This window comes from Streptomyces sp. NBC_01525 (genome assembly GCF_045040405.1).
GTDB lineage: Bacteria > Actinomycetota > Actinomycetes > Streptomycetales > Streptomycetaceae > Streptomyces > Streptomyces benahoarensis.
In genome coordinates this window covers 1,794,928-1,819,999 of sequence record NZ_CP109397.1, presented here as the reverse complement: position 1 = coordinate 1,819,999, position 25,072 = coordinate 1,794,928, and the positions used below count along the sequence as shown (strand labels likewise).

Below are 25,072 nucleotides of genomic sequence, written 5' to 3'. Positions count from 1 at the left end.
CGTGGTCGTCGGGCCACGCCTGCGGGCGGGCCGGGGACACCTCTATCCGAGCCGGAACGGCGACCGCAAACCCTTTTCCAGCGGCCGTCTGCGCACCGGCGGGCGGAACCGGGAACGCACCGGCGGCCCGGAAACGGAGCGCACCGACGCCTCTTAAGACGCAGACGCAGACGCAGAAGCAGACGTGTTACGGCGAAGGCGGTGGCCTCTCGCCGCCCGCTTCCCGGAGGTCACAGCCCGACCGCGTCGGCGAGCAGATCCACCTGCTCCTGGCCGCCGCCGTGCGGGAAGAGGATGAGTTCGTCGCAGCCCGCCTCGGCGTAGGCAGCCACCTCGCGGGCCACGTCTTCGGGCGTGGCCAGACCGGCTTCGATGGACTTCTGGGTGTAGGTGCCAGAGGTGTAGTAGTGCGCCAGGCTGGTGTGCAGGCGTTGCTCCGCGTCCGGGCCCAGCGCGAAGTGCGCGGTCGCCACAAGGCGAGGCTCGCCCGCCTTCCCGGCCTCCTGCCACGCCTGTCGGACCCCCGGGAGGAGCGCGCGGAAGTTCTCGACACCTTGGGCGCCGGCGACCCAGCCACGCCCGTAGGTGACCATCCGCCGTAGGGCGGACTTGGTGAACCCGCCCAACAGCAGCGGGGGACCGCCGGGCGTGGCCGGGCGCGGTCCGGTTCCGTCGTGGTCCTGCCACTGCCCGGCGGCCTGTTCGAGCAGTGCGTCGAACAGCTTGCCGCGGCGCCGGAATTCGAGCCCGCTCGCCCCGTAGTCGTCCTCCCGGGCGCCGGGTGCCAGACCCAGCACGAGCCGACCGCCGGACAGGCGGTCGAGCGTGGCGGCGGACTTGGCGAACAGTGCGTGATTGGCGCGCAGCGGAGCCAGCAGGATGCTGGTGGTCAGCCGGATACGGGAGGTGGCTCCGGCGGCGACAGCCAGTGCGGTCAGCGGCTCGTATTGGTCGTAGACCAGGCGGTCGGTGGAGCCGACCGTGGAGAAGCCACGCGACTCGGCGTGCCTGGCCCAGTCGACGATCGACAGGCCCGGGTCAGGGCGCAGAACCGGCAGTCCGATTCCGATTTCCATGGTGTTGTGCTCCTCCCAGGCCGGGGCAGGACGATCTGACCTCATCGTGGGGCGGTCGGGCAGCGGCCCAACGGTTCCACCCGGTAACGCTTGCTGTCGGCCGCTTCACGCTACCCGGCAGGGACACGGCTCCAGGTGTCATGCCCCCCCGCGCGTCGCATCCACCGGGGACAGAGGTGGCGGGGCAGAGGCGGCGGGGCATGTCAGCGGCCCGACACGACACGATGCCCACGGGTGCTCTCAGGGATCGTAGGGACCGTGAGGGCCCTCACGGCGCCGGCCAGGCAACACGGTCAACTGCCCACCCCGGCCCACGGTGTGCGTGGTGATGAGGTCGGATGCGCCACGGCGGGCCGGAGTATGCGCCGCCGGTCCGCCCGCGCCGGGCGCGTGGACCCGGGCCACGGGGCGCCCGGACCTCCGGCCGGGCGGACCGGGGCTTGCCCGGGAACGTCACACCCTTGCAATCCCTTGCGTATGAGCTTGCGGAGGGGGCGGTGCGCTTGCGGCAGGCCGGGGAGCCCCTGGCGCGGCGCCTCTTTCGCAGCATCGCTTCCGCCGTCCTGTGGAATCGATCACGGCCCCTGCCCACGCAACACCGGGCCCTTTACCCTCCTTTGCACGGGCCGGGCGGCGCGGCCGGGCGTGTGTCCCGGCCGGTTTCCCGCCCCGATCGATGACTTGTCCCGCGTGAGGAGAATCGCCTGTGACCATCGCCCCCACCGGACACGAGAGCCACCGCCGTAGCCACCGCGAGAGCTACTACGAGCGCACGGACGAGCGCCACTACAAGCCGACGCCCCACGCGCAGGGCGCCTGGAGCCCCGACGAACAGCACTTCGGGCCGGTCTCCGGGCTCCTCGCGCACGTCCTCGACCGCCACGTCGCCGAGCGCCCCGGCCCCGGTCTGGCCCTGGCCCGGATCAGCTACGACATCCTCGGGCGCATCGCCTTCGAGGAGTGCGAGGTCACTGTGGAGACGATCCGGCCGGGCCGGACCATCGAACTCCTCGAAGCCGTCCTGCGGATCGGCGACCGTCCGGTCGTCCGCGCCCGCGCCTGGCTCCTCGCCTCGCTCGACACCACGGCCGTCGCCGACAGTCCCTTCGAGCGCATCCCGCACCCCGACACCCTCGCGCCGTGGACCATGGGCGACACCTGGGGCGGCGGCTACATCGCCTCCCTCGACGCCCGCCGGGTCCCGTCGCACCGCAAGGGCCGTACGACGGCGTGGATCTCGTCCACCGTCGACCTGGTCGCCGACGAGCCCCGCAGTGAACTCGCCTCCTACCTCACCCTCGTCGACACCGCCAACGGCATCGCCGTGCAGCAGGACCCCACCGCGTGGATGTTCCCCAACGTCGACCTCACCATCCACCTGCACCGCACGCCCCGGGGCCCCTGGACCGGCCTGGACACCAGCGTCACCTTCGGCCCCTCCGGCCAGGGCGTCACCAGCAGCGTCCTCCACGACGTCCACGGCCCCGTCGGCCACGCGGAACAGATCCTCACCGTCCGTCCGATACCCGGCACCTGAGCCGTCGGCCTGATGCCGGGCGCCTGACGGGCGGGGAGGCGGCAGGCCGGCCCGGCCTACCCTGCGTCACTCTCCTCCCCGTCCGGCACCCACCGCAGAACATCCCCCGGCTGGCACTCCAGCACCCGGCAGATCGCATCGAGTGTCGTGAACCGGACCGCCTTCGCGCGGCCGTTCTTCAGGACGGCGATGTTGGCGGGGGTGATGCCGACGGCGGCGGCGAACTCGCCCACCGAGAGGCCCCGGCGGGCGAGTTGCACGTCGAGGTCGACGATGATCGCCATCAGATGACCTCGGCCATCTCGCGCTGCAACTCCGTCGCCTTGTGCAGCAGGCCCCGCATGACGACGACGAGCATCGCGAAGGCCGCGCCCACCCCGACGGCCGCGAGGGCGGCGCCCAGGGCGCCGATGACCTCCATGCCGTCACCGGGCGAGGGTATGGAGGCCAGCGAGAGATGCCCGGTCACGCCCGCGGCCAGCAGCGTCGCCACGAGGGAGGCGCCGATGATGACGTCGACCCAGCGGAAGGCCCGTGGGGTGAAGAGCGCGCCGCGCCGCACCATGGCGAGCAGCCGCCACACGGCGACGAGCCCCACCTGGACACAGGCCACCCCGGCGATCGCGATCGCCGCGTACGGCGCGGCGAACGGGGCGTACGGCGGGAAGCGGTCGACCTCGTCGGCCGCGGTCGCCGGGATGATCACGAACTGCGCGAAGAGGCCGAACAGGATCGCCGCGGCGATGGCGGCCCGTAGCGCGACGATGAAGAGTCGATGCATGTATCGAATATCGATGGGTTTCCATCGAAAGTCAATCGATATTCGAGGGGGATGTGCCTTTCGGTGAGGGGGAGTTCGCGGCGGGCCGGGGTGAACTCGCCGACGAGGTGCGGAAGATCCGGTTCAGCTGGTGCCGGAGCACCGCGGTGGCCGACTCCGCGGTGCGCTGCCCGGCCAGGATGCTCGTCCCCAGCCCGGCGGCCATCGCGAGAAGGGCGACCGCCTCCGTCCGCGTATCGGCGTCCGGGGCGAGCAGTCCGGCCTCCCGGGCCTGTTCGAGCAGTCCGGTCACGGCGTCCTCGGCGGCGTCCGGGCGTCGGAGGTAGGGCTGGGCGGCGAGCGCCTCATCGGTCACGGCGAGCAGCGCGTACGAGGTGAGGACGAGGTGGAAGGCGCGGCTCTCCTCGTCGGCGGGGAGCGAGGTCATCAGCAGCGCCTCGACGGCCGCGCGCGGCCCGGGGTTCTCGCCGGCCGCCCGGACCCGCGCGGCGACCCGCTCGCCGAACCCCTCGGTCAGCTGCTGGAGGCCGTGGAACAGCAGGTTCTCCTTGGTCTGGAAGTAGTACTGCACGAGGCGGAGCGAGATTCCGGCCTCGGCGGCCACGTCGCGCATGCCGACGGCGTGCAGTCCGCGGCGCCCCGCGACCCGGACGAGGGCCCGGCCGATCTCGGCGCGCCGTTCGTCGTGGTCCACGCGCTTGGGCATCGGTGCTCCCCGGGGTCGGTCCGTCCGGCCGTTGCGGCCTCCGGTTTTCATGGTACCGCCGTATCACCAACGTGGTACGGTCGTACCACGAAAACGAGGCTCCAGGAGGTGCCACCGTGTCCGACACCGCCACCCGCGCCCCGGCCGACATCGGCCGCTACGTCAACGACGCCCTGCGCGACCGCTACTTCGCCGCCTGCGACGCGGTCCACGCGCTGGGCGCCCCCGCCCGCGCGGAGTACGACGTGGAGACCTCCTTCGGGACCACGCACGTCTACCGGTACGGGCCGGAGGAGGGCACCGCGTCCGCCGACCGCGCCGCCACCCGCACCCCCGTCGTCCTGGTGCACGGCGCCGGAAGCTGCGCCGCCATGTGGTACCCGAACACCCCGGCGCTGGCCGCGGAGCGCACCGTCTACGCGCTCGAAACCCCCGGCGACGCCAACCGCAGCGTGCACCGCGTCCCGCTCCACCAGCCGGAACGCGCCGCACAGTGGCTGGACGAGGCGCTCGCCGGGCTCGGCCTCGACCGCGTCCACCTCATCGGCTCCTCGTACGGCGGCTGGCTCACCCTCAACATGGCGCACCGGCGGCCCGGGCGCCTCGCCTCCGCGACGCTGCTCGACCCGGGCGGGCTGGAGAAGGTGGGGCTGCGGTTCTTCACCTGGGTCTTCGTGAGCCTCTTCGCGACCGCCGCCCCCGCGGCGCTCCGCCCGCGCCTGGCGGCCTGGCTGGAGCAGCCGGTCCTCGTCGTCCCGGAGCTGCGCGCCATGGTGCGGGCCGGGGTCCGGGCCCACCGCATCCGCCGCCCGGCCCCCAAGCCCCTCACCGACGACGAACTGCGCACCCTCCGCACCCCGCTCCACCTGGTCCTCGGCAGGCGGAGCCTCCTCCTCGACCCGAAGCGGCAGGCGGAACGCGTCCCGCGGCTGATCCCCGGGGCCCGCGTCGTCATCCTGGAACGCACCGGCCACGGCCCGCAGATCGACCACGCCGACGAGGTCAACGCCCGGATGCTCACCTACCTGGACGGCGTCGACGACGCGGCCCGCGAGGGGGGTGGCGTACCGGGGAGGGCATGACGGCGCGCCCGGGTACGGCGGGGCATCACCCTGCTGTACCCGGCCCCGTCCCTCAGATGCGCTGCGGTGCCAGCGCCAGCAGCCGGGCCGTCAGGTCCGCGAACATCCCGTCCGGCGGCTCCTTCGCCAGGAAGGCGCGGACGATGTCCGCCATCCCGTCGTCGTACGCCGCGCTCACCGACGCCAACGCCGCGAAATCGTGGACGAGTTGCCGCTCCAGCTCCCCGCGCGGTACCCGGCGGTCGTCCAGCCACAGCAGCGCCGTGGTCTCCGCCAGCGACACCCACGAGCGCACCACCAGCGTCAGCCGCGGCGGCGGCGCGGTGACCTCCAGATGCGCCAGGATCTGCTCGTACGCGGCCTGGCGTACGCCCTCGATCAGCGCGCCGGTGCGGCCCGAACCGATCGCCGGGCCGCCCCGCATCAACGCCGAGAACCCCGGCCCGTGCTCGTCGACGAAGTCGAAGAACCGCTCCATCACCCGCAGCAGCCGCGGACCGAGCGGCCCCTCGTGCGGCTCCACGAACCGCGCCGTCAGCTCGTCGGCGGCGCGCCGCAACGCGGCCTCGTACAGCTGCTGTTTGCCCGGGAAGTAGTGGTACACCAGCGGCCGCGATATCCCGGCCGCCTCAGCGATCTCGTCGATCGACACGTCCTCGGGCGAACGGTGGCTGAAATGGTCGAGGGCGACGGAGATCAGCTGCTCCCGCCGCTCCTCGACGCCCATCCTGCGGCGCGCCCCGGTCGTCATGCCGCACACCCTAACGGCCTGGGGTGACGGTCCTCGGGCGGTAACCGGGCCGGGGCGCACGCCCCGCTCACAGGTCCAGCGTCAAAGAAGCCCCCCGCGCCCGCGACACGCAGATCAGCAGGGAGTCGTCGCGTTCGGCGTCGGTCAGCAGCTCGTCGCGGTGGTCGACCTCGCCCGCCAGCACCCGCTGCTGGCACGTCCCGCAGAAGCCCTGTTCGCAGGAGTACGGCAGATCCGGCAGCGCCTGCTCGCGGAGGGCGCGCAGCACGCTGGTGCCGGGCTCCACCGTCACCGTGCGGCCGGTGCGGCGCAGCTCCACCTCGAACGGGGCGTCCCCGGCGGCCGCTTCGGGCGGGGTGGCGGGCGCGAACCGTTCGGTGTGCAGCGTCAGCCCCTCCGGGCCCTCGGGCAGCAGCGCCGCCACCGCGTCCCTCAGGGGATCCGGGCCGCAGCAGTACACCGCGGCGTGCGGCGGCGCCCCGGCCAGCGCCGCCGCCAGATCGGGCCGCCCGTCGGTGTCCTCGGCCACCACCGTCAGCCGGTCGCCGCCCGCCAGCTTCTCCAGCTCCGCCAGGAACGGCATCGACGCCCGCGACCGCCCCGCGTACACCATCCGCCACGGCACGCCTTCGGCCTCCGCCTGCCGCGCCATCGGCAGCAGCGGTGTGACGCCGATACCGCCCGCGACGAAGAGGTACGCATGGCAGTCGGCGAGCGGGAAGCGGTTGCGCGGCCCGCGGACCTCCACCTCCACGCCCTCGTGCAGCGCCTCGTGCACCTCCCGGGAACCGCCCCGGCCGTCCGCGAGCAGCCGCGTCGCGACGGTGTACGACCCCGCGTCCGCCGGGTCCCCGCACAGCGAGTACTGCCGTACGGTGCCCGACGGCAGGACGAGGCCGAGGTGGGCGCCCGGCTCCCAGGCGGGCAGCCGCTCGCCGGTCAGCCGCAGGGCCACCACGCCCTCGGCCGCCTCGGTGCGCTCCGCGACGCGCAGCCGCAGCGCCCCGGCGCCCCGGCCGCCGCCCCGGCCCGAAACCGGCTCCTCCAGCGCGGGCAGCGGCCACAGCGGCGACCGCCTGATCCGGCGGCGCAGCGCACCGCGCGCCAGCAGCGCCGCGGCCACGCCGCCCACCACCAGCGCGGTCCGTACGGCACGGGGACGGGGAACGACGGACATCTCAGGTGCCTCCAGGGGATCCGGCCTCGGCGGCGACCGCGGCGGGGGACCGGGCCAGATAGGCCGCGGCCTGTGCGGTGCTGCCGTAATGCGAGGGGTGGTACGACGGGCTCAGGTACTGCGGGATGGACCGCAGCATCGCGGCGGGCTCCGGCAGCACGCCCTCCCGGCCGCCACGCCGGAAGTCCCGCGCGGACGCCTTGCCGTCGCGCAGACTCGGGTCGTTCTCCATGAAGAAGCGGATACCGCGCTGCCACAGGAACACCAGCGCACCGAAGGCCAGCGCCCAGGTGCGGGCCCGGCGCCGGTAGCCGCCGTCGACGTGCAGGAACAGTTCGTAGGCGACCGACCGGTGCTCGACCTCCTCCGCGCCGTGCCAGCGCAGCAGATCCAGCATCACCGGGTCGGCGCCCTTCGCGTCCAGCTCCTGGGCGTTGAGCACCCAGTCGCCGAGGAACGCGGTGTAGTGCTCGATCGCCGCGATCAGCGCGATCCGCTCCCGCAGCCACCACGCGCGCGGCCGGCCCGGCGGCAGCGTCCGGTCGCCGAGCAGCTTCTCGAAGAACCAGTCGACCTGCGCGGTGTACGGCTCCGGGTCCAGGCCCTGCGCCCGCAGATGCGGCAGCACCCCGTCGTGCGCCTGCGAGTGCATCGCCTCCTGCCCGATGAAGCCGAGGACGTCCTCGCGCAGCCGGGCGTCCCGGATCAGCGGCAGCGCCTGCTTGTAGACGTGCACGAACCAGCGCTCACCGGCGGGCAGCAGCAGATGCAGCACGTTGATGGTGTGGGTGGTGGACGGGTCCCCGGGGACCCAGTGGAGAGGGGTGCCGGCCCAGTCGAACGCGACGTTGCGGGCCTTCAGCGGCACATGCTCCTGTGCGGCCGGTCCGGGCCGCGGCGACGCCTTGTTAGACATGGCGTCAATGTACTGGGGGGTAAGACGTTGGCAATACCCCTCGGACAGGGAAAATCCCGGGAGCCCGGCGCCCCACGCGCCGCCTCCCGGGATCCGTCCGTCCGCCTCTGCGGGGCCGCCCGCCGACCCGTACGGGACCGCTGTCGGCCGCCCCGTACCGCCGGGCCTCAGCCCAGCCCGTCGATCCGGCCACCGCCCGACAGACGGCCCGTCAGCTGCGCGTGGCTGCCCGCCGGGACCCGCAGCGCCAGCAACCGTCCCCTCGCCCCGCCCCGTACGCCGCCGGTCGCCGCGATCGACGTCACCTCCCGGCTACCGGCCGCCAGCAGCCACCACGCCCCGTCCCCGGACTTCCACAACACCCCGGCCAGCACCCGCGGCGCCCGCGGCCCGCACGCCGTACCGCCCTCGGCCGCCGCCGTCACCGCACCCGTCGCATACGGCTGCCCGCTCGGCGCCGGGGCCTGGAACACCGACAGCGTGCGGCTGCCCGGCCCCCGCCAGGTCTCCGCCCGGGCACACAGCCACGACGCGGTGCCCGCCCCGCCCGGCAGCGCCTGCCGCGCGAACGGCCACGCGTTCACCGACTGCACGCCCAGCCCCCGCAGCGCCGGAAGCTGACACGCCGTCCGCGCCCACGCCGCCCGCCCCTCCGGACCGTCCACCGCATCCGGCGCCTGCGGCGTCCCGTACGTCAGCCGCACCGGGGTCGTCTCGCCCAGGTCGGTCAGCAGCGCACCGTCCGTCCGCAGCGCGGGCCAGGAATCGCATCCGCCGGACGGGCCAGGCGACGGCGCCGGGGCGGTCACCCCCTGCGCGTCGACGGCCAGCCGCTCCCCGGGCGCGCCCGGCTTCAGCAGATCCACCAGCCGCACCGACGACGCCCAAGGAGCCGTCAGATAGCGGACGTTGCGGGCCGTGCGGCCCACCACCAGCGCGGCGGCCGACGCGCCCTGCGCCCCGTCCGTCCGCGCGAAGTCCAGCGCCGCGCCCGCGTCCGTCGACCCGTCCGCCGCCTCCGCGTACCGCACCAGCCGCTGCCCGTCGTGCAGCAGCACCACCGCCGCGTGATCCACCGTCCCCGCGAACAGCAACTGCGGCGGCCCGGCCGCCGGACCCGCCGCCGTACCCGGCGTCGCCGCCACCTTCACCCGCGGCCCCGGCCGCGCCCACACCGCCAGCGCCCGCCGCAGCAACGCCTTGTCGCCGATCCGGTCGCCCCGCGCCGGCCAGGCCGCGAAGTCCTCCCGCGCCGCCGACTTCCACGCCGTCGGCGACGACACCGCCAACCGCGCCGGATCCATCGCCGCCCGCGCCGCCGCGTTCTCCGTGTACGGCGGCGCCGCCGCACCCTGCGGCCCCCCGCCCTGCCCCGGCAGCCCCAGCAGCGCCCCGCACACCACCACCGCGGCGCCCGCCGCCAGCAGCGCCCGGCCGTGCTGCCGCCGCCGGATCAGATCGGTCGGCCGGGCCTGGAGCGCACACGCGTCGAACTCCGGCGACTCCAGCAGGGACCGGCCCCGCACCGCGCCCGGCGCCGTCACCTCGTCCGCCTCCACCGCCGCGACCTCCGGATCGCGCACCCCGGCGGCCCCCAGCGTCCGGTGGACCTCCGTCGGCGTCATCCGCTCCAGGGCGCGCAGCACATACGCCGCACGCCCCGCCGCCGACAGCTCCGCCAACTCCCGGTCCAGGGCCAACTCCGCCGCCCCGCCGGACCGCGGCGCCAGCCGCACCCCCCACACCTGCGGCAACGGCCCGGGCCGCCGCCACCGGCCGTCCGCCACCGCCAGCGCCTCCCGCAGCACCTGGACCCGCAGCACCGCATACCCGGGACCGTCCGCCTCCAGAGGGCCGCGCGGGCCGGGCAGCGGCAGGGCCGGCGTACCGGTGCGGCGGCGCGGCAGGGCACGCTGCGTGACGGCGTGCGCGGCGCACACCCGGCGGCCCCGGCCACCGCCGTGCGGCAGCACCAGATACGCCAGCCGCACCAGCCGCGGATAGTGCGCGACCAGCGCCGCCTCGGCCTCCTCGACGTCCACCGCGTCGAGGCCGTCCGGGGCCCTTCCGGGGGCGTGAGCGGCGACGCGGTCCTCGGGGGCGCTGTCCTGACGGAAGGGTGTCGGCTGCTGTTTCACGCTCGGTGAAACGAGCGAAGACGAGGCCGGTCACCCGCCGCCACGAAGGCGGGTACGGGTGACCGGAAGGGGGCCGGGCCCGGCCGCGGACAGCCGCCCGGCACCGGGCACGGGCCCGGGGTGCTTCAGATCTCCAGGTCGAACTCGCCGTCCCGGGCGCCCAGCACGAACGCGTCCCACTCCGCCTTGGTGTAGCGCAGCACCACATCCGGCTCGGTGGAATTACGCATCGCGACCGCGCCGCGCTCCAGGAACGCGATCTCCACCGCCTCCTCGGCGTCGCCCGGTGCGCGCTGCCAGGTGGCGTCCGAGATGTCGAGGCCGTACAGCCACGCCTTCTCGGCTTCCTTCGCCGCCGCCTTCCCGGCCGCTTCCCGATCCGCTGCTTCCTGCTCCGCTGCGGCGCTCATGCCGTTGTCCCCTCGCTCACGTGGTCCTTCCGGCTCAGCGTACGCGGTGGCCGGCCGGTCACCGGATGCTCCAGCGGCGGAACTCGGCCGTCCCGCGCGCCCCCGAACCGGAGTTGGCCGCACACTGGTGCACCCCGGTGTCCTGCGCCCCGGCCGCCCCCGGCACCCGCACCGTCCCGACCTCCCGCCACGTCGCACCGCCGTCCACCGAACAGGAACCGGTGTACGTACCGCCGCCCGCCCCGTCCGCGCCCCGCACCAGCCGCAGCGTCACCGGCGCGGTCACCCCGGCCAGCCGCTCGTAGGTGTCGAGGGTGCCGTCGCCCGTCGCGTCGTAGGAGAGCACCACGCCGTTGGCCGGGGTGACGGAGAGGTTGAGGAAACCGCGGGTCCCGGGCGAACCGGGCTCCGCGGCCAGCCGGTTGCGGACGATCAGGCCCGCGCGGGCCCACGGCGCCGTCGCGTCCTGCCGCACCACCTCGGCCTGCGCCGACCCGCCCGGGGCGAACGCCCCCGGCCGGTACACCGCGCCGAACTCCGCGGTGGCCCGCCACAGATCGCTGCCGCCGCCGTCGACGGCGAACCGCTCCGCCACCTGACCGAAAACCGCCCCATTGGTGGTGACCGTCGCCAACCCTGCCTCCAACGGCCCCGCCACCCACAACGTGCCCTCGCGCACCGCCCGCACCCGCTCCTCCCCGCGCGGCCCGTACGTGGCGGCCAGCGTGTACGGCAGCGCCCGCAGCGGCTCTTTCGGCGGGCCCGCGGGCGCCGTGACCTGCCAGCGAGCCCGGCCGGTGGCGCCCGGCCCGACGGACGGCAGCGACAGCGGGCCGTCCGGCGCCGCCTCCGGGCCGCTCAGCGCGAAGTCCACCCGGCCGGTGGCGCACAGCCCGCTGACGTTGCGCAGCGCCGCCGTGACGCGCGCCCGCCCGCCCGGCGGCAGCGCCGCGGGCTCGGCCGTGACCGTCAACGTCCCCTGGTACGGCGCCGCCGCCAGCACCTCACGGACCCGCCGCGCGGTGCGGTACGCATCGGCGACCGGCCGCTCCGGATGCCGCTCCCGCCGCCGCGTCCACTCCTCCTCCCATGCGTACCAGTCGAACGTCTTCGGCTCCCGCCCGGCCGCCAGCGCATCCGCCAACTCGTCCAGATACGCCTGCCACTGCGGCAGGTACACCTCGCCGATCAGCCCGTGCCAGTCGCGGTTGGCGTAGCGCGCCAGCTTCCCGCCGTCCGCCGTCGGCCGGTCCGCCCACGTGGTGATCAGCGCCCGGGCCGACCGCTCCAGCCGCGCCTCCAGGGCCGCGTCCCCGGCGGCCGCGGCCCGCGCCTGCGCCAGCCACGGCCCCAGCAGAAACCGCCGGTGCGCCCCGGTGACCTCCTCGCTCAGCCGCATCAGCCGCAGCCACAGGTCCGACAGCGCCCGGAACGACGCCCCGTCGCCCCGCTCGTACGCCTCCTGGAGCTGCCCGATCAGCTGCCAGGAACGGTTGGCGAGCGCCTGCCGGGCCAGATCGGTCAGATCGTGGCGGTAGGTGTCGGCGCCGCGCAGCGCGGGCCGTACGCCCAGCAGCGCGGCGAACGCGGTGTCGACTGCCGCCGGATCGCACGCCGGAGTGTGCGTGGCGTGCGCCGTCCCCGACCGCGCGGCCAGGCTCGGCCGGGCCGCGAACACCGCGTCGTGCGGCCGCCCGTCCACGCTGGAGATCTCGTACGCGCTGGTGCGCAGCGCGGCGAACGCGGCCCGCGCGGCGGCGTCCCGGCCCCCGTAACGGGCATCCGCGTAACCGTCGAACCACGTCGCGCGGTCCACCGGCCGCTCGCTCCACGCCAGCTCCGCGAAGAGCGCGAACGCCGCCGGATCGCGCTCCGCCGCCTCCGGCATGTACGCCGTCCCGGCCAGCGCGCTGCCCGGCTTGTCCCGCCAGAGGGTGAACCGCTCCGTCCACCGGTGCGTCTTCGCGCCGATCGTGGTGCGCCCGCCGAAGTTCGGGATCGTCCCGAACGCGTACGGCACCCCGCCCCAGTCCCGCTCCCGGTCGGTGACGGTGTCCAGATCGCTCAGGCCGTCCACGATCAGCATCCGGTCCCGGTCGACGCCGTCCAGCAGCTCGGGCCGCGGATTCTCCTGCCAGCCGAGGATCACCCACGTCGCCCCGGGGTGCGCGGTGCGCAGCGCCCGCTCCACCGCCCGCGCCGCGTCCGCCACCGGTACGTCGCCCGGGTCGCCGCCCTCGTGCAGCAGATCCATCTTGAAGTGCCCGGCCGGGCCCAGCAGTTCCCGCTGGTGACGGTAGAACGCGGCGGCGATGTCGGCGAACACGCCGGTCCGCGGGTCCAGCCAGTCCGGGCGCGGCAGCCCCGCCCAGACACCTTGCGGCACGGCGGTGGCCCCCGGGTTCCGCTCCGCGAAGTCCACCGGCACCGTCCCGAAGTAGCCCGGCAGCACCGGCCGCATCCCCAGGGCGCGCAACCGGTCGGCGATCCGCCGCCCCAGCCGCGCCCGCCGTGCCAGGAGCGCCGGGTCGATCGGCCCGCCGTAACTGCTCATGTTCTGGAGCAGCCACCACGGTTGGTGGGTGGGCTCCGGAATCCAGGCGCGGGCCTCGGCGTCGGTGTACCCGAACCCGGTCAGCAGCCGGTGGTAGACCGCCTCCGAACCGGGCGTGACCAGCACCTCGTTCACCCCGTGCAGCGCCAGCAGATCGATCAGCCGCTCCCAGCGCGGCCAGTCGGCGTACGGGGCGGTGTAGCCGTCGTGGGTGTCGTTGAGTGCGAAGCGGTGCGGCAGCGGGCAGGACCGCTCGGCGGACGCGCCCGGGGCGGGCAGCCGGTCCGGCAGTGCCAGCTGGTCGCCGCCCCAGGACAGCTGGGCCCCGCAGGTGTGGCGCAGATAGTGGTGCACCCCGGTCAGCAGCGTCGCCGGGGAGGTCCCCGCGACCTCGATCCGCCCGGCCCGCCCGCCGACCCGGAAACGGTCCCCGGTCCGGTCGCCGGGGGCCAGCCGGACGAGCCGGAACTGCTCCGCGTGGTGCGGCAGCAGACGGCGCAGCGCGTCGTGCGCCGGTCCGGTGCCGAACGGGACGCCGCCGTCCGCCGCGGCCGGGGCGGGGACGGCGGCGCCGCCGCCGAGCGCGGCCCGGACGCCGAGCGCGGCGGCGGAGCCCAACAGGGTGCGACGGGTCGGACGGGGCATGGCTGCCTCCACTGCTCGGCGGTCGTACGGCGACACAACGGGGACGTGCGGAAGCGCGGCGCGGGCGGCACACCCGCACCGGCACGCTAACGGTCACGGGGTGCCGCTCCAAGGAGGCGTGAGGGAAGGGTTCTTCGGGACCCGCCCGTCCCGGCCACGCCCGCACCGCGCCTCCTCCGGTGACTGTTCGGCGGCCCCTCACCCGTTCGCTCCCTCCGCTTCACGCGCCCGGGCGGCACGCGCGGGGACAGTCGGGGCGGCGGGGCGCACCGCCACCCCGCCCGCGCACCGCCACCCCGCCCGCGCACCGCCTCCCCGCCCGTGCCGTGCACCGCCTCCCCGCCCGCGCACCGCCTCCCCGCCCGCGCACCGTCACCCCGCCCGCGCACCGGGCCCGCGGCCCGCCGCCGTGCCGCCCGTCCCCCGCTCCCCGACACCGCTCCGTCCCCCGCACCCGTACCCCGCCGGTCGCGTTCCCCCGGGACCGGCGTCCGTCACCGTTCCGCGGTCTCCCGCAGCCGGGAGGCCGCCGCAGCCTCCCCTGGAGGGCTCCCCATGCGTACGGTCCCGACCGCTCCTGACCGCCCCGCGCCCGCCGGCGTCCGGCGGCCCGGCTACACCACCGCGCTCGCCGCCACGGACGCGGAGATCCGCGCCGCACAGCGGCTGCGGCACCGGATATTCGGCCAGGAACTGGGCGCCACCCTGCACACCGAGGTGCCCGGCCACGACGCCGACGCCCTCGACGCCCACGCCGACCACCTCGTCACCATCCACCACCCCACCGGCGAGACCGTCGGCACCTACCGGCTGCTGCCGCCCGGCCGCACCCGGCGGCTCTACTCCGACGACGAGTTCGACCTCACCGCCCTGGACGCGCTGCGGCCCTCGCTGATCGAGGCGGGCCGCAGCTGCGTCCACCCCGGCCACCGCGGCGGCGCCGTCATCCAGCAGATGTGGGCCGCCCTCGCCCGCTACACGCTTCTCTCCGGCCACCGCTACCTCGCCGGATGCGCCTCCGTCCCGCTCGCCGACGGCGGCACCGCCGCGGCCCACGCCTGGGCACTCGCCCGCACCCGCCACCCCGCCCCGCCCGGTCTGCACGCCGTACCGCACCGGCCCTGGCTCCCCGCCGGACCGCTGCCCGAGAGGCCCGCCGCCACGCAGCTGTCCCCGCTGCTCCGCGGCTATCTGCGGCTCGGCGCCTGGGTCGCGGGCCCGCCCGCCCACGACCCGGACTTCGGCGTCGCCGACTTCTTCGTCGTCCTCGACATGGAACGCCTCGGCGACCGCTACCGCCGCTACTTCCTCGGGGCCGAAGCATGACCGGCGGCCCCTGGGACGTCGCCCCCGGCTGTGGCCGCCACTGCGCGCACCACGCCCGGCCGCCCGTCCCGGCGGCCACCACCGCGCTGCGCGGCGCCGCGTTCGCCGCCGCCGTCCGCCGTGCCCTGGCCGACGGCGGGCGCCTCACCGACCCGCCACGGCTGCGCGCCCACGCCCGCGCGCTGCTCGGCGCCCTCGGCGTCCGCCTCGACGGCGCCGGACCGCTGCGCGCACCGTCCACCGGGCCGGGCACCCTCATCGTCGCCAACCACATCTCCTGGCTGGACATCCCGGCGCTGCTCGCCGTCGACCCGGCGCCGGTGCTCGCCAAGCGCGAGGTCGGCGGCTGGCCGGTGGTCGGCGGCCTCGCCCGCCGCGCCGGTACGCACTTCATCGACCGCACCAGCCCGCGCCAACTCCCGTCCGTGGTCGCCGAGTTGACGGACATCCTGGCCTCGGGCCGGTCCGTCGTGGTGTTCCCGCAGGCCACCACCTGGTGCACCGCCGACGGGGGCGTCTTCCGGCGGGCCACCTTCCAGGCCGCGCTCGACGCCGGTGCGCCCGTCCGCCCGGTGACTCTCACCTACACCCAGGACGCACTGCCCTCCACCGTCGCCGCGTTCTGCGGCCCGGACACCTTCCTGGCCTCGCTCCGCCGCGTCCTGACCGCCCGCGGCCTCGCCGTACGGGTCACGGTCCACCCGGCGCTGCCCCCGGGGCGCCACCGGGACCGGCGGGAGCTGGCGGCCCTCGCCCGGGACGCCGTGCTCGCCGCACCGCACAACACGCCGACGTACCAGGACAGGTGACCGTCCGGACAGGCGAACGGCCGGGCGCGCACCGTGGTGCCGCGCCCGGCCGGAGCCGTGCGGATCAGGCGCTGGGCACGTACTTGTACCCGACGCGCCGCACCGTGACGATCGACGCCCGGTGGTCGGAGCCGAGCTTCCGCCGCAACCGGGCGATGTGGACGTCGACGGTCCGGCCGTCACCGACGTGCCCGTAGCCCCACACCGTCGTCACCAGCTGATCGCGGGTGTGCACCCGGTGCGGATGCGCCACCAGGTGCGCCAGCAGCTCGAATTCGAGATACGTCAGATCCAGTGGACGGCCCAGCACCTGCGCCGTGCGCTGCTCCGGGTCGATCCGTACGACCTCGTCGTCGGTCACCGTGCCGGGGCCGGACGCGGTCTCCGGGGCGGGCTCGCCGGGCGGCCCGGAGGCGGCCGGCGCGGCGTCCGGACGGCGGCCCGCCGCTGTGGCCTGCTCGGCCGGTACGAGCACCAGATAGCCGACCATCGGCGGGCGGCCCGGCAGTACCGGCAGGCTGCCCTGCGGGGCGGGCAGCCACGTCGCGCCCGCGGTCAGCAGCTCGGCGACCGGCGGCACCTCATCGGGTGCCACGGCGCGCAGCCGCTGACGGCCGAGGTGCGGGGAAGGAGCGGAGGAAACGGGGGCCGTCGCGGAAGTGGCAGGCAAAGGGCGGATGTTCGTCATGGGATTCAGCTCTTTCGCGCAGAGAAGCGTCAGGGGACGTCGTGCGCGCGGGCAGGGCCGACGACACCGGGTCAACGGCGTCGGACTGAGGAGTGCGGGCCCGCGCTCAGTGCGCGTGGCAACACAGACGATCGAAGGCGTGCGCCTGGCGGGACGGCCAGAAGGGCTCAAGGTCGCTGCGACCTGTCGCGCTGTCATTGAGGCTGGCCATGACGCTCATTCAACCAGACGGCTGTTGATATGTCCTTCACACGGACCGCGGTGTGAGACGGATCGCCCGGATCTTGGGCACCGTGCCCCGCCGTACGCCCCACCCGTACCCACCACGGCGCCAGTTCGGCCGCGCCCGCACGGCGCCGTACGGGCGCGGGCGGGGCGTACGGGGCGACCACGGGGGAGCGCGGGGGCGTACGCGAGCCCCCGGGCGGACGGCGCGCGCCGTCCGCCCGTACCGGCGCGGCGGCACCCGGGGCCGGGCCCGATCTGCCGGTCGCCGCCCGGATGCGCGCGACCCCGGGTGATTCCAACGCCCGCGCCGGGCTCCGGCACCCCGGGGAGCGGGGCCCGGCGGGGCAGACTGGGCCCATGACGACCCCGCGCATCGGACTTCTCGGCACCGGCTTCTGGGCGCAGCGCGTCCACGCACCCGCCCTGGCCGCCCACCCCGGAGTGGAGCTGACGGGCGTCTGGGGGCGCCGCCCGGCGGCGGCCGAGGAGCTGGCCCACGCCCACGGCGCCCGCGCCCACACCTCCCCGGACGAGCTGTTCGCCGCCTGCGACGCCGTCGCCCTGGCGCTGCCCCCGGCCGTCCAGGCGCCCCTGGCGACCCGCGCTGCCGAGGCCGGGTGCCACCTCCTCCTCGACAAACCCGTCGCCCTCGATCCGGACGAGGCCCGGGTGCTGGACGAGGCCGCCTCGCGCGCGGGCGTCGCCTCCGTCGTCTTCTTCACGGCACGCTTCGGCACCCACGAGGCGGAGTGGATCGCCGGGCGGGCGGAGGAGGGCGGCTGGTTCACCGCGCACGCCGACTGGCTCGGCTCGGTCTTCGCCGAGGGCAGCGACGGCCCGTACGCCGCCTCCGCCTGGCGCCGCGAGAAGGGCGCCCTGTGGGACGTGGGCCCGCACGTGCTCTCCGTCCTGCTGCCGGTCCTCGGCGACGCGGTGGATGTCGCCGCCCGACGCGGCCCGGCCGACACGGTGCTGCTGACGCTGCGCCACCGGGGCGGCGCGGCCAGCTCCGCCACGCTGAGCCTGACCGCGCCCGCCGCCGCGGCGGGTGTCGCCGTCACCCTGCGCGGCGCCGCCGGGGTCAGCGTTTTGCCGCGCCGTCAGGACGGCCCGCTGCCCGCCTACCACCGCGCCGTCGACGCCCTGCTCCTCGCCGCCCGCACCGGCCGCCCGCACCCCTGCGATCTCCGCTTCGGCCGCCGCGTCACCGAGATCCTGGCGGCGGCGGAGCAGGCGCTCGACTGACGGGGCGTCGCCCGGGGTGGCGCATTCCCGCAGGTGCGGGCGGCGTTTGGCCGTAGCGTCGGCGTACCGGACCGGCGGACCCGTCCGTTCCGGCGGCGGCCGCCCGTCCGCCGCACCTCCACCGCGCGAAGGAGCCCACCCGTGAACGCCCCCGATGCCCCCTATTCGGACGTCCTGCTCGCCGCCCTGCGCCGCGATCCCGCCCGTACGGCCCTGATCGCCGCCGACGGTACGGAGATCACCGCGGGCGCACTGGCCGCCACCGTGCACCGGATGGCCGCCGTGCTGGCCGGCCGCGGCGCCGGCCGCGGCACCACCGTCGCCCTGCTCAGCGGCAACGCCCCCGCCGTGCTCGCCGCCCGCTACGCCGCCAACCACCTCGGCGCGCGGGTGGTGTTGCTCTACGACGGGCTCGCCCCCGCGACCCTCGCCACCCTCGTCGACAGCGTGGACGCCGCGCTGCTGCTCGTCGAACCGGAACTGGCCGCCACCGCCCGCGCCCTCCTGGGCCATCTGCGCGGCCCCCGGCCCGCCGTCCTCACGCTCGGCCCGGACGCGTACGAGCCGCCCTTGGGTGACGACCTCCTGGCCGCCTGCGCCGTGCTCCCAAAGACCCCGGAGGTGCCGGGGGCGGCGCTCCCCGGGGACGACTGGTGCATCCGGCACACCGGGGGAACGACGGGCGTCCCCAAGGGGGTCCGGATGACGCACGCGCCCTACGCGCGCATGCTGACCCGCCCGATGGCCGCCGCCGGGAACCCGCCCCGCTTCCTGGCCGCCACCTCCCTCGCCCATCTCGCGGGCATCTTCACCGATGCGGCGCTGGTGGCCGGCGGCACCGCGGTCCTGCGGCGCGGTTTCGAGGCGGGCGAGGTGCTCGCCGCCGTCGCCCGTCACCGCATCACCCACCTGTGGGCGCTCCCGCCGCTCCTCTACCGCCTTCTCGACCACCCGGACCTGCCCACCACTGACCTCTCCTCCCTCACCCGTGTCACCTACGGCGGCAGCCCCGCGTCCCCGTCCCGGATGCGCCGGGCCGCCGAGGCGCTGGGACCTGTGTTGTACGGGGAGTACGGCCAGTCCGAGGCGTTGTCGATAGCCGAGGCGGTCCCGGCCGACCTCGACGTCGTCGGGCCCGGCGGCCGGCTCACCGTCGGCCGGGCCCGGCCGGGCGTCGAGATCGCCGTACGCGACGGGGACGGCCGCACCCTGGGGTCGGGGGAGGCGGGCGAGATCCACGTACGGTCGGCGGGTGTGATGACCGGCTACTGGAAGCAGCCGGAGCGCTCCGCCGAGGTCCTGGTCGGTGACGGCTGGCTGCGCACCGGCGACATCGGCCTTCTGGACGAGGAGGGGCGGCTGTACCTCCTCGACCGCGCCAAGGACGTGATCATCGTCGTCGGCGGCCATGTCCACCCGTTGGAGATCGAGGATCTGCTGCACACCCATCCGGACGTCGCGCAGTGTGCCGTCTACGGGGTGCCCACCGACGACGGTGAGGAGGTGCACGCCGCGGTGGTCGCGGCGCCGGGCCGCACCGTCGACCCGGAACAGCTGCGCGCGTTGGTGGTTCACGACAAAGGCGCCATGTACGCGCCGGTGGCGTTCCGGATCTGCGACGCGCTGCCGCTGACGCCCGTCGGCAAGCCCGACAAGGTCCGGCTGCGGGCGGCGGACGGCCCGGCCGCGGCGGTCGCCGCCGCACCCTGACCGGACCCGGTCAAGCACCGTCATATCGCCGCTGGTCAGGGGCTTTTGTCAGTGGTCGGCCGTAGAATGGGAACCAGTAAGTGAGGGTTCACCCAGCACTCGGAGGTTGCCCGATGGCCCCTGCCACTCTGACGACGAAACCTCTCCCGGCCCACCCGCTGCCCAAGAAGCCGCTGCCCGCCGGCTGGCCCCGCGAGCGGTATGAATCCCACAACCGCCGCCTCAAGGCCATGCGCCTGGCGATAGCCCTGCTCGACACCGGCGTGTACCGCCCCGACCAGGCCCCCAACGGCCGTATACGCACGATGGCCCAGGCCATCGGCGTCCACTGCCCGTCCGACACCACCTGCCGCCTGGTGCGCGCCCTGCTCTACGACAACTGCTGACACGAGGAACGCACGGGACAGGGGAACGGGCCCTCGCCGGCGTCGTGGTGACGCCCGCGAGGTCCCGGTATCTCCCGGAGGCGCCGCCGCCGGTGCGCCTGCCGGACGAGGTAAGGCGTGGGCTCCGGAAGAACCGGGAAGTCGCTGCCCATGGCCGGTTCCCGGATCACGCGCTTGACCAGCGGCAGTGCCGAGCGCAGGCGCTTGTTGCACCCGGGCTGCCGGGGCAGGTACGGAAAAAGGGCGTCACCACCGGATCCTGGCGGCCTTCCTCTGGTCCGCACCCCGAAGTCCGGGCCCCTCGCTCGAATGAGCTCGCCCCTGCGTTGACCGAACGGAGTCCCACCCCCATGCCGGACACAACCTCGGCCCACCTCGGCCCTCATGAGGTCCTGGCCCGCTACCAGCGGGCGATGCTCGACAAGTCCGCGGACGATCTGGCCGATCTGTACGCGGTCGATGCCGTCCACGAGTTCCCCTTCCTCTCTCCCGGCATGCCTGCGCGTTACCAGGGGCGCGAAGAGATCCGCGCAGGCTATCGAGCGGCGTGGGGCGCAAGTCCGGCGCAGCCGCAGGAGATCTGCGAAGTCGTCGTGCACGAGAGCACCGACGCCGAGGTGATCACCGTCGAACAGACGGTTACCGGGACCGTGACCACGACCGGCCGGTCCTTCAGAATTCCCGGCCTCCTGGTGATCCGGGTCCGAAGCGGTCGGATCGTGCATGTCCGCGACTACATGGACGGGCTCGGCGTAGCTCACGTCATGGACCGGCTGCCCGCCGTGGTCGCCAGCCTCAATGACCGCTGCTGAGGCGCTGACTTCGGACTCATTCGTCTAGGGCACGCCCTCCGGTCCACCCACCCCCGCCGCGTCCTCCGGGCGCCCCGCGCTCGTCGGGCACCCCGCACTCTCGTCGTCCGCCATCTCCGCCATCTCCGCCAGCGCCGACGTCAGCCAGGTGATCCAGAACGTCTCCAGATCGATCCCGGCCTGCAGGACCAGCCGCCGCAGCCGGTCGCCGGGGGAGTCGGCCTCCGCGAAGTCGCGTTCCTCGATCGCGGTGTACTCCGCCAACTGCCGCCGGTGCAGGCCGAGATGGCGGCGCAGCTCCTCGTCGAGCCCGTCGCGTCCCACCATGGCCGCGGCCCGCATCCGGAGCAGCAGGGCGTCCCGGGGCGGCTTGGGGTCCTGCTGCCCGGACGCCCACTCGGTCAGCGCGGCGCGGCCGGACGGCAGGACCTCGAACTCCTTCTTCTGCCCGCGGGTCGGCTGCGCGGCCGGGAGTGCGCGGATCAGTCCGGCCGCCTCCAGCTTGCCCAGTTCGCGGTAGATCTGCTGGTGCGTCGCTGACCAGAAGTAGCCGATCGACTTGTCGAACCGCCGCGTCAGCTCCAGCCCCGACGACGGCTTCTCCAGCAGGGCGGTGAGGATCGCGTACGGCAGGGACATGGACGCATCCTAGGCCGGGGGCGCGCCGTGGCCCGGAGGCCGGGGCCGGGCCCGGAGCGGACGGCCCCGGGCCAGGGCCCGCACCCGCCCGCCCCTGGGGTGAGCGGCCCCGCACCGAACCGGGCAGCCGCCCCCTCACAACCCCGCAGCCACCCGCGTCCCGCCATCGATCGCGCGCTTCGCGTCGAGTTCGGCCGCCACCTCCGCGCCGCCGATCAGATGGACGGAGTGCCCGGCCCGTACCAGCGCGTCGTACAGGTCGCGCCGCGGTTCCTGGCCGGTGCACAGCACGACCGTGTCCACCGGCAGTACCTGCCGCTGCCCGTCGACCGTCAGGTGCAGCCCCTCGTCGTCGATGTGGTGGTACGTGGCGCCCGCGACCATCGTCACGCCGCGGTGGCGCAGTTCGGTGCGGTGGATCCAGCCGGTGGTCTTCCCGAGGCCCGCGCCGACCTTGGTGGTGCTGCGCTGGAGCAGATGGACCCGGCGCCGCGGTGCGCTCCGCTTCGGTGCGGTCAGCCCGCCCGGGGCGCCGTAGCCGGTGTCGACGCCCCACTGCCGGAAGAAGACCTCCGGGTCGCGGCTCGCCGGTTCGCCCCCGTCCGTCAGGAACGCCGCCACGTCGAAGCCGATGCCCCCGGCGCCGATGACCGCGACGCGCTCGCCGACCGGTGCCCCGTCCCGCAGCACATCGAGGTAGCCGAGCACGCTCGGATGGTCGGTGCCGGGGATCGGCGGGGTGCGCGGGGTGACGCCCGTGGCCAGCACGATCTCGTCGTATCCGGCGCCGTCCAGCGTCTCGGCGGTGACCGGCGTACCGAGGCGGACGTCGACCTTCCACCGCTCCAGCGCATGGCGGAAGTACCGCAGCGTCTCGTCGAACTCCTCCTTGCCGGGGATGCGGCGGGCGATGTCGAGCTGCCCGCCGATCGTCGCGGCGGCGTCGAACAGCGTGACGGCGTGGCCGCGTTCCGCCGCCGACACCGCGCAGGCCAGCCCGGCGGGCCCGGCGCCCACCACGGCGATGCGTTTGCGCCGCCGCGTCGGCGACAGCACCAGCTCCGTCTCATGGCAGGCCCGCGGGTTGACCAGACAGGAGGTGATCTTCCCGCCGAAGGTGTGGTCGAGGCATGCCTGGTTGCAGCCGATGCAGGTGTTGATGGCCTCCGGCTCGCCCCGCCCGGCCTTCGCCACGAACTCCGGGTCGGCGAGGAACGGCCGCGCCATCGCGACCATGTCGGCCGCCCCGCCGGACAGCAACTCCTCGGCGACGTCGGGGGTGTTGATGCGGTTGACGGCGACCAGCGGCAGCGACACCGCGCCGCGCACCCGCCGGGTCACCCAGGCGTACGCGCCGCGCGGCACGGACGCCGCGATGGTCGGGATGCGCGCCTCGTGCCAGCCGATCCCGGTGTTGATCAGCGTCGCTCCGGCCGCCTCGACCGCCTCGGCCAGCGCGATCACCTCCGGCAGAGTGGAGCCGCCCGGCACCAGGTCGAGCATCGACAGCCGGTAGATGATCAGGAAGTCCGGCCCGACCCGCTCCCGCGCCCGGCGGACGATCTCCACCGGGAACCGCATCCGGTTCTCGTACGAGCCGCCCCACCGGTCCGTACGCCGGTTGGTGGCGGTCACCAGGAACTCGTTGATCAGATAGCCCTCGGACCCCATGATCTCGACGCCGTCGTACCCGGCGGACCGCGCCAGCTCCGCGGCGCGCACGAAGTCCTCGACGGTCCGCTCCACCTCGTCGTCGGCCAGCGCGTGCGGGGTGAACGGGCTGATCGGCGCCTGGAGCGCGCTCGGCGCCACCAGGTCCGGGTGGTGCGCGTACCGGCCGAAGTGCAGCAGTTGCAGGGCGATCCGGCCACCCTCGCGGTGCACCGCCTCGGTGATCTGCCGGTGCTCGGCGGCCTGTTCCTCGGTGGTCAGGGTGGCCCCGCCCTCGTACGGCCGCCCGGCGTCGTTGGGCGCGAACCCGCCGGTGACGATCAGCCCGACCCCGCCGCGCGCCCGCTCGGCGTAGAACGCGGCCATCCGCGCGAACCCGCCGGGCGCCTCCTCCAGGCCGAGGTGCATCGACCCCATCAGGACGCGGTTGGGCAGCGTCACGGAGCCCAGCGCGAGCGGGCTCAGCAGATACGGATACGGGCTCGGGCTCATCGGGCCTCCTGGCGCAGCGGCGGTCGTCAGGGACGTTCTAGGGCACCGGGGCAGGGTTGTGCAACAAGTTGCATAAAAGAGTGACCCAGGCGACGGCCCGCCCCCCCTCCCGTATCCGGCCCCGGCGCCGCCCGCGTGGTGCCTGCCTCTGGCGCCGCCCGCCCCGCACCTGGTTCCGCCCCGCACCGCCGCCCCACGCGCCCCCGGCGCCCGCGCCCCGCTCGCGCGCCCCCGCCCCGGCCGCCCGGGGCGGGGGCGCCGTGGGCCGTTTCACAGTGAACTTCCCGTGCACGCGACCCCAACTTGGTTACCTGTCAGTAGAGTTGCCGCACTCCGAGGGGCGGCCAGCGGCGCGCCCCATCCGGGAACGACGACGCGCGCCGTGATGCCCGCCCGCCCGCACACAGAAGGGACCGCATGAGCACACCGCCCACGACGCTCACGCTCGACCACGTGGTCGACACCGACCGCTACCCCCTCGCCGCCCCCGAGGCCCCCGCCGCCCGGACCGTCATCGACCGGGCCCGCCGCGACCTGCGCACCCACGGCTGCACCGTCCTCGCCGACTTCCTCCGCCCGCCGCAGCGCGACACCCTCCGCGAGGAGTGCGCGGACCTCGCGCCCCGCGCCCACTTCGCCACCGAGACCGTCAACGTGTACAACATCGCCACCGACGCCCCGCTGCCCGACGGCCACCCCGGGCGCCGCACCTTCCGGCGCGGCAACGCCTTCGTCCCCCGTGACCGCATCCCCGCCGACGCGCTCATCAGCCACCTCCACACCGACCCGGACTTCCAGCGCTTCCTCGCCGCCTGCTTCGGCCTGCCCCGGCTGCACCTGCTCGCCGACCCGCTCGCCGGACTCGTCCTCAACGTCGTCGAACCGGGCATGGACCACCCCTGGCACTTCGACACCAACGAGTTCACCGTCAGCATGCTCACCCAGGAGGCCACGGACGGCGGTGACTTCGAGTACTGCCCCGGCATCAGGTCCGCGGCCGACGAACGTTTCGACGACGTCCGCGCCGTCCTCGACGGCCACGGCGACCACCTGGTCCACCGCCTCCCGCTGCGCCCCGGCGACCTCCAGCTCTTCCGCGGCCGCTACTCCCTGCACCGGGTCAGCCCGGTGCGCGGCGCCCGGGCCCGCCACTCCGCGATCTTCGCCTACAGCGAGCGGCCCGGCGTCATCGGCAGCGTCGCCCGCACCCGCCAGCTCTTCGGCCGGGTCCTCCCCGCCCACCTGGCCGCCGCCCGCCGCACCGTCCGCGGCGACACCCTCCTGGACTGACCC

22 protein-coding genes are annotated in these 25,072 nt (G+C 75.1%); 9 read left to right on the top strand and 13 right to left on the bottom strand.

Annotated elements, in window-relative coordinates:
- Positions 1-230: 230 nt before the first annotated feature.
- Positions 231-1,076: an LLM class flavin-dependent oxidoreductase gene (locus OG422_RS08115; protein WP_185993998.1), complete on the bottom strand. Its 846-nt coding sequence runs from the start codon at positions 1,074-1,076 to the stop codon at positions 231-233.
- Between the two features lie 706 nt (positions 1,077-1,782).
- Between OG422_RS08115 and OG422_RS08110 the strand changes: the two genes are divergently transcribed.
- Positions 1,783-2,613, top strand: coding sequence for a thioesterase family protein (locus OG422_RS08110; protein ID WP_405741394.1), 831 nt, complete (start codon positions 1,783-1,785; stop codon positions 2,611-2,613).
- Between the two features lie 56 nt (positions 2,614-2,669).
- Here the strand turns inward: OG422_RS08110 and OG422_RS08105 are convergent, their stop codons facing one another.
- From OG422_RS08105 to OG422_RS08095, 3 genes are read right to left on the bottom strand one after another with little or no spacing between them, the layout of a single operon-like run.
- Entirely contained in the window at positions 2,670-2,897 is a 228-nt protein-coding gene (locus OG422_RS08105; RefSeq protein ID WP_143943160.1) for a helix-turn-helix transcriptional regulator, read from the bottom strand.
- The gene (locus OG422_RS08100; protein ID WP_405741391.1) at positions 2,897-3,394 is read right to left on the bottom strand and encodes a DUF2975 domain-containing protein; all 498 of its coding nucleotides are present in this window, start codon (positions 3,392-3,394) and stop codon (positions 2,897-2,899) included. The genes OG422_RS08105 and OG422_RS08100 overlap by 1 nt, the downstream gene beginning before the upstream one ends.
- A gap of 31 nt (positions 3,395-3,425) precedes the next feature.
- Positions 3,426-4,100, bottom strand: coding sequence for a TetR/AcrR family transcriptional regulator (locus OG422_RS08095; protein ID WP_405741388.1), 675 nt, complete (start codon positions 4,098-4,100; stop codon positions 3,426-3,428).
- Positions 4,101-4,216: 116 nt separating this feature from the next.
- On the opposite strand from OG422_RS08095, the gene OG422_RS08090 reads away from it, so the two are divergent.
- Complete coding sequence (locus OG422_RS08090) at positions 4,217-5,182, top strand: alpha/beta fold hydrolase (RefSeq protein ID WP_405741385.1); 966 nt, start codon at positions 4,217-4,219, stop codon at positions 5,180-5,182.
- A gap of 52 nt (positions 5,183-5,234) precedes the next feature.
- Here the strand turns inward: OG422_RS08090 and OG422_RS08085 are convergent, their stop codons facing one another.
- From OG422_RS08085 to OG422_RS08060, 6 genes are all read right to left on the bottom strand, one after another.
- The gene (locus tag OG422_RS08085) at positions 5,235-5,933 is read right to left on the bottom strand and encodes a TetR/AcrR family transcriptional regulator (protein WP_405741382.1); all 699 of its coding nucleotides are present in this window, start codon (positions 5,931-5,933) and stop codon (positions 5,235-5,237) included.
- A 67-nt stretch (positions 5,934-6,000) separates the two neighbouring features.
- The gene (locus tag OG422_RS08080; protein ID WP_405741379.1) at positions 6,001-7,110 is read right to left on the bottom strand and encodes a PDR/VanB family oxidoreductase; all 1,110 of its coding nucleotides are present in this window, start codon (positions 7,108-7,110) and stop codon (positions 6,001-6,003) included.
- Between the two features lies 1 nt (position 7,111).
- A complete protein-coding gene (locus OG422_RS08075) occupies positions 7,112-8,026 on the bottom strand; it encodes a metal-dependent hydrolase (RefSeq protein WP_143943166.1) in 915 nt (304 codons plus the stop codon).
- Positions 8,027-8,193: 167 nt separating this feature from the next.
- A complete protein-coding gene (locus OG422_RS08070; RefSeq protein WP_405741375.1) occupies positions 8,194-10,164 on the bottom strand; it encodes a hypothetical protein in 1,971 nt (656 codons plus the stop codon).
- 125 nt (positions 10,165-10,289) lie between these two features.
- Positions 10,290-10,574, bottom strand: coding sequence for a DUF397 domain-containing protein (locus OG422_RS08065; protein ID WP_384590165.1), 285 nt, complete (start codon positions 10,572-10,574; stop codon positions 10,290-10,292).
- Positions 10,575-10,632: 58 nt separating this feature from the next.
- Positions 10,633-13,773: an alpha-N-acetylglucosaminidase TIM-barrel domain-containing protein gene (locus tag OG422_RS08060; protein WP_405741372.1), complete on the bottom strand. Its 3,141-nt coding sequence runs from the start codon at positions 13,771-13,773 to the stop codon at positions 10,633-10,635.
- Positions 13,774-14,328: 555 nt separating this feature from the next.
- Here OG422_RS08060 and OG422_RS08055 point away from each other — a divergent pair.
- On the top strand, positions 14,329-15,099 hold the full coding sequence (locus tag OG422_RS08055) for a GNAT family N-acetyltransferase (RefSeq protein ID WP_405741369.1): 771 nt from the start codon (positions 14,329-14,331) through the stop codon (positions 15,097-15,099).
- Positions 15,096-15,908 carry a lysophospholipid acyltransferase family protein gene (locus OG422_RS08050; protein ID WP_405741366.1) on the top strand — a complete coding sequence of 271 codons (813 nt, stop codon included), beginning with the start codon at positions 15,096-15,098 and terminating at the stop codon, positions 15,906-15,908. Before OG422_RS08055 ends, OG422_RS08050 begins: the two co-directional genes overlap by 4 nt.
- Before the next feature lie 64 nt (positions 15,909-15,972).
- Here the strand turns inward: OG422_RS08050 and OG422_RS08045 are convergent, their stop codons facing one another.
- Positions 15,973-16,596, bottom strand: a complete 624-nt coding sequence (locus OG422_RS08045) for a winged helix-turn-helix domain-containing protein (RefSeq protein WP_143943285.1) — start codon at positions 16,594-16,596, stop codon at positions 15,973-15,975.
- Between the two features lie 585 nt (positions 16,597-17,181).
- Between OG422_RS08045 and OG422_RS08040 the strand changes: the two genes are divergently transcribed.
- The 4 genes from OG422_RS08040 to OG422_RS08025 all read left to right on the top strand — a co-directional run bounded on the left by OG422_RS08040 (position 17,182) and on the right by OG422_RS08025 (position 20,977).
- On the top strand, positions 17,182-18,069 hold the full coding sequence (locus tag OG422_RS08040) for a Gfo/Idh/MocA family protein (protein WP_405741362.1): 888 nt from the start codon (positions 17,182-17,184) through the stop codon (positions 18,067-18,069).
- Positions 18,070-18,210: 141 nt separating this feature from the next.
- Positions 18,211-19,779, top strand: a complete 1,569-nt coding sequence (locus OG422_RS08035) for an AMP-binding protein (RefSeq protein ID WP_405741359.1) — start codon at positions 18,211-18,213, stop codon at positions 19,777-19,779.
- Between the two features lie 113 nt (positions 19,780-19,892).
- Entirely contained in the window at positions 19,893-20,165 is a 273-nt protein-coding gene (locus OG422_RS08030) for a hypothetical protein (protein ID WP_143943287.1), read from the top strand.
- Between the two features lie 350 nt (positions 20,166-20,515).
- Positions 20,516-20,977 carry a nuclear transport factor 2 family protein gene (locus OG422_RS08025; RefSeq protein ID WP_405741356.1) on the top strand — a complete coding sequence of 154 codons (462 nt, stop codon included), beginning with the start codon at positions 20,516-20,518 and terminating at the stop codon, positions 20,975-20,977.
- Between the two features lie 24 nt (positions 20,978-21,001).
- Here OG422_RS08025 and OG422_RS08020 read toward each other — a convergent pair whose 3' ends face one another.
- Together OG422_RS08020 and OG422_RS08015 are read right to left on the bottom strand one after the other, a co-directional pair.
- A complete protein-coding gene (locus tag OG422_RS08020) occupies positions 21,002-21,616 on the bottom strand; it encodes a PadR family transcriptional regulator (protein WP_405741353.1) in 615 nt (204 codons plus the stop codon).
- A gap of 135 nt (positions 21,617-21,751) precedes the next feature.
- The gene (locus OG422_RS08015; protein ID WP_405741350.1) at positions 21,752-23,779 is read right to left on the bottom strand and encodes an FAD-dependent oxidoreductase; all 2,028 of its coding nucleotides are present in this window, start codon (positions 23,777-23,779) and stop codon (positions 21,752-21,754) included.
- 417 nt (positions 23,780-24,196) lie between these two features.
- On the opposite strand from OG422_RS08015, the gene OG422_RS08010 reads away from it, so the two are divergent.
- Positions 24,197-25,069, top strand: coding sequence for an arpA protein (locus OG422_RS08010; protein WP_405741347.1), 873 nt, complete (start codon positions 24,197-24,199; stop codon positions 25,067-25,069).
- The last annotated feature ends 3 nt before the right edge of the window (positions 25,070-25,072 follow it).